This is a genomic window from Streptomyces sp. NPDC002265 (assembly GCF_040296125.1).
Classification (GTDB): domain Bacteria; phylum Actinomycetota; class Actinomycetes; order Streptomycetales; family Streptomycetaceae; genus Streptomyces.
This window is the reverse complement of the sequence record NZ_JBEOWS010000634.1, coordinates 1-2,294: the sequence shown is the minus strand read 5'-3', so window position 1 is coordinate 2,294 and position 2,294 is coordinate 1. Positions and strand designations below refer to the sequence as shown.

Annotated in this window: 1 protein-coding gene and 1 pseudogene; one reads left to right on the top strand and one right to left on the bottom strand. The window is 75.5% G+C overall.

Annotation, left to right across the window (positions count from 1 at the left end; translation table 11 throughout):
- Window positions 1–920, top strand: a pseudogene (locus ABT085_RS45785) (ATP-binding protein); the annotation flags it as partial.
- A gap of 144 nt (window positions 921–1,064) precedes the next feature.
- Here the strand turns inward: ABT085_RS45785 and ABT085_RS45780 are convergent.
- Complete coding sequence (locus ABT085_RS45780; protein ID WP_351623040.1) at window positions 1,065–2,027, bottom strand: Ppx/GppA phosphatase family protein; 963 nt, start codon at window positions 2,025–2,027, stop codon at window positions 1,065–1,067.
- Between the last annotated feature and the right edge of the window lie 267 nt (window positions 2,028–2,294).

Genomic DNA, 2,294 nt, shown 5'->3' with positions numbered 1-2,294 from the left:
AGGCCCGCTCCTACGCCCTGCAGGCCCGCAACCTGGGCCTCGCGGGCCGCTTCCACGAGGCCCGGGAGGCAGCCGACCAGGCGCTCGCCCCCGCCGAGGCGTACGGCGACCCGACGCTGCTGGTCTCCGTCCTGTCGACCCTGAGGGAGAACGCGCGGCGGGCCGGCCGGCTGCGCGAGGCCGTCGGCTCCGGGGAACGGGCCCTGACCCTGGCCGAGCGGTCCGGTGATCCGACCGCCACCGCGTTCGAGCGGGCCAACCTGGCCGAGCTGCGGCTGCTGCTGGCGGAACCCGGACCCGCGGGTGCCCTCGCCGAGGCGGCGGTGGCCGGTGCCGAGCGGGACGACGCGTGGTGTCTGCCGTACGCGCTGGCGACCCTGGCCCGCATACGGATGCACACCGGCGCCACCGCCGAGGCCGAGGCCCTGCTGGGCCGGGCCGGTGATGCCGCCGCCGTGCCCAGGGACCGGCAGGCGGGTCACGAGGTGCGTACGGCCCGGGCCGAACTCGCCCTGCGTACCGGTCGTCCGGGCGCCGCGCTCGCCGCCCTGGAGGGCTTCGAGGAGGAGGCGCCGGTCCTGGTCGCCTGGGCCGAGCTGCTGGCGGGGCGGGCCGCCTCCGCGCGGCGGCACGCGCTCGCGGAGGTGTCACGGGCCGGGCGGACGGGGGAGCGGCTGGCCGAGGTGGAGGCGCGGATCGCCCTCGGCGTGGCCCTGTCGCGGCTCGGCCGTGCCGACGAGGCGCAGGAGGCCCTGGAGCGGGCCGCCGAGCTGTCCGGGCGGCTTCCGTACCCGGCCGGAACACACCGGCTGTCCGCCGCGCGTGACCTGCTCGAGGGCGGCGAGGTCCTGGGCGGGGTGTGGCCGCCGGGCGTGCCGTCGCCGGACCCGGGACCGCCTGGAGCCGCGGACACCGCATGACGACGACCGGTCGGCCCGGCCGCCTGGTCAGCCCGGCCACCCGGGCGGCCCGGTCCGTGACGAGGTGTCCGGGTGAGCCGGGCACCTCGTCCGGTGACGGCGGGATCGGCCTCTCGGCCGGTGCCTGACCGGGAGCGGGCCCGGTCAGCCGGCCAGCGCGGCCCTCGGCCCGTCGGCGTGCGACTTGCGGGGTGCGGCCAGGTGCTCCAGGAGGAGACCCTCCCTGGTGGACCAGGGGCAGATCGCCACGCTTTCGGCTCCGCACGCCTCCAGGAGCGCCTCGGCCACCAGGGCTCCGGCGAGGGACTGTTCCCCGCGGTGCCGGGAGATGCCGGGCAGCCGGCCACGGCGGTCCGGGCTGGTGGCGGCCAGCACGTCGACCGCGGCGCGCAGGTCGGGCAGCGTCAGCCGGTGCGCCGTCTGGCGCGGTCCGCCGCGGCCGGCGGCGAGCCGGGCGAGCTGGGCGAAGGTCTTGGAGGAGGCCAGGACCCGCCCGCCGGGCTCGGCCCGGGGCAGCCCGGGGGCGCTGTGCAGCCGCTCTCGCAGCTGTCGCCGTACCTTCGCCAGATGCCGTTCCGAGGAGACGGTTCCGCCGGGCAGCAGGGACCGGGTGACGGCGCGGGCGCCCGACGGCAGGGAGAGCGCCCGGTCCGGTGCGTGTCCGCTGCCGGCGGCGATCTCGACGGTGCCGCCGCCGATGTCCAGGACCAGGAGCCGGCCCACCGTGGGACCGGACCACCGGCGGGCGGCCACGTAGGCGAGCCTCGCCTCCTCCTCGCCGGACAGCACCCGCAGCCGGACGCCGGTGGCGCGCGCCACCCGGGCGATGACCTCGTGCCGGTTGGGCGCGTCGCGGATGACGGACGTGGCGAAGGCGAAGATCTCGGAGCGGGGCAGGCCCAGATCCCCGGAGAGCGTCTCCGTCACGGCCCGCTGTACGCCTCGTACCCCGAGTTCGCTCAGCCGCCCGTCCGGCTCCAGGCACTGGTGCAGGGTCAGCCGCACCTTGCGGGAGAGAACGGAGTCCATGTGGGTCGTCGAGCGGTGCCGGGCCACCGTGAGCAGCGCACTGTGACAGCCGACGTCGAGCACTCCTGCCTGGCGCATTGCACCGCCTCGCCTTTCCCTGCCGATCGGACCGTGTACTACGGGTAGAGAGTGCGCCTTTCGTGGCGCAAACGCTCGCACGGAACTCGTAGAAACCTTACCTACTCCGAAGCGTACCTAGTGCGTCACCTACGGTTCACCTTTTGGCCATTTAGTGTTCGAGTACTCGAGGGCAGGGAGACATACGAAAGGTGCCGCCTCGGCCCGAAGCAGATCGCCGATCTGTACCCGGAGTACCCGTACGACCGGAACAAGACGATCGTCCAG